Consider the following 2304-nt stretch of genomic DNA (forward strand, 5'->3'; position numbering starts at 1 on the left):
AAAGTAAATGATGGAGGCATGGAAAGTACTCGATATAGGAGACACTACTATTTAAGTGCTGGTTATATTTTCGATCAGCTCTTTTCTTTAAAATTTAAGCCTTCCATTCTATTAATGTATATGGATAAAGATAATTATGCACTGGATCTAAATGCTTCCTTTCTATTAAATGAGACGATTTGGCTTGGGGCATCTTTCAGAAATTTCGGCACCATTGGCTTGAATACGCAAATGAAAGTGGGAGAAACACTGAAATTGGGATACGCCTTTGAATTGCCTGTCAACAATACAGCCCTAACAGGCTTCGGAACCCATTCACTCATGGTATCACTCGATCTTGAGCTTTTCGGAAAACATGGACTAGGCAGAAGATTCTTTTAACAAAAACTGGTCGATGGTTTCAATACGAAATTAACCTGCGTCATTTTTTTCTCAACTCAACGTCCATTTATCTGATGTTTTATAAAACTCAACATCAGCATTCTTAACGGACAGTTCCCAGCAAAGTAAAATAACATAAAAAAATTAATGCCAGCAAAAGATGAAAATGATTATAAACTCTCATCACTTCAAAATGGCGATAATTCTTGTTCCATCAATACGCTTCGGACAATAAAAGTGGGCCTTCGGACAATAATGTAAGGCACTCGTCCTTGATCGATTTTAGATCTGTGGATAAATCATTAAATTATATTAAATATTGGTAGGATAATTTGCTTCAAAGTCTTTGTTAAAAAGAAATACTAGAAGACTAACGAATGATTAGAGCTATTTCTCCCCATTAGTTGCTACTCATGAACTGCGAAAAGGAAATTGAAATACTGTAGTTAAACGAATCCGTGGGCAATTCAGAAACACAAAATATGAAAACAACGATCAAAACAATAGCACTCCCCTATCTGATTGATTCAATGAATTGTGCTACACCAGAAACATTATATGCAACTGAAGCAGAATTGACCTCATTCCACTTACCTTCACTTCCTCAGGATCAAAATACCTCAAGATGAAAAACTTAATATTAATAGCCGGCATCTCCACTTATTTAATGTTAGCTTTTGAGTTTTCAACACAAGCTCAAAATTCCTTTATAACCACCTGGCAGACTAACGACACCCAAATCACCATACCCACTAGCGGAGGTGGGTATAATTATGATATCAGCTGGACCAATCTTAGCGGCTCAGGAATAGGAGATGGCTTAGATAATGGCATAACAGGTAGCTACACTATTTCAGGATTAACTACTGATACCTATCAGGTGCAAATTACTGGTACTTTTCCTAGAATCAATTTTAATAATAGCGGAGATAAAGATAAAATATTGACTATTGCGGAATGGGGAACTATTCAATGGTCAAGTATGGAAACTGCATTTTATGGATGTACCAATCTTACAGTCCCTGCCACTGACGCGCCTGATCTCTCCAATGTCTTGTCATTAAATCAAATGTTCCGTGGTGCAACTACTTTCAATGAATCGATTGAACATTGGGATGTAAGCAATATTGTCCTATTTTTTGGGATGTTTTGGGATGCAACTTCCTACAACCAACCTTTAAACAACTGGACCCTAACAAATGTCAAAAGTATTTCGAATATGTTTCATGGCGCATCAAGCTTTAATCAACCCTTAAATAATTGGGTCACAACAGGACTTACGGATATTAAAGTAATGTTTAAAAATGCCGTTAGTTTTAATCAATCAGTCAACAATTTTGATGTAAGCCTTGTACAGGATTTTGCGGGCACTTTCGAAGGGGCCACTAGTTTCGATCAACCCTTGAATAATTGGGATATGAGTTCTGCAAATACCTTGGCGCTTATGTTTTACCAGGCTAGCTCCTTTAATCAAGATTTAAGTAGCTGGGATGTAAGTAAAGTTAGTACAATGGGTTTTATGTTTGGCTTTGCAGGCAGTTTCAACCAAAATCTTGGAAACTGGGACATAGGAGAAGTTGCAAGTATGACTGATATGTTATTCCGATCAAATCTATCTGTTTCAAATTATGACAACACATTAATTGGATGGGCTACCATCAGCGGTAGTGAAATTCAAATACCAACTGGTATAACTTCTTTTAGGGCCTTTGATCTTTCTTATTGTAATGCTGAGATTGCACGACAATTTTTGATTGATAGTCAAGGATGGGAAATAACACTAGATTCAAAAGCCTCCATTTGTCCACCTACCATAACCTCTTTCTCACCTACTTCGGCGGCTGCGAGCGCCACCGTCATCTTAACTGGTACGGATTTTACGGGTGCAACGGCTGTAAGCTTTGGAGGGACGCCAGCTTCTTC

The 2304-nt window shown here is 37.5% G+C and carries 3 protein-coding genes; all 3 read left to right on the plus strand.

Annotation, left to right across the window (positions count from 1 at the left end):
* On the plus strand, positions 1-381 hold a 381-nt coding region (locus tag B9Y84_RS20215; protein ID WP_139828122.1), incomplete at its 5' end, for a type IX secretion system membrane protein PorP/SprF.
* Positions 382-863: 482 nt separating this feature from the next.
* On the plus strand, positions 864-1010 hold the full coding sequence (locus B9Y84_RS20700) for a hypothetical protein (protein ID WP_176223859.1): 147 nt from the start codon (positions 864-866) through the stop codon (positions 1008-1010).
* A partial coding sequence (locus B9Y84_RS20220; protein ID WP_139828124.1) for a BspA family leucine-rich repeat surface protein occupies positions 1007-2304 on the plus strand: 1298 nt, incomplete at its 3' end. The genes B9Y84_RS20700 and B9Y84_RS20220, both read left to right, overlap by 4 nt.

The sequence above is a fragment of the Marivirga sericea genome (assembly GCF_900177665.1).
GTDB classification, from domain to species: domain Bacteria; phylum Bacteroidota; class Bacteroidia; order Cytophagales; family Cyclobacteriaceae; genus Marivirga; species Marivirga sericea.

Excerpts from the sequence above, each read along its gene's own strand:
- B9Y84_RS20700 (WP_176223859.1), top strand. The coding sequence starts at position 864 with ATGAAAACAACGATCAAAACAATAGCACTCCCCTATCTGATTGATTCA.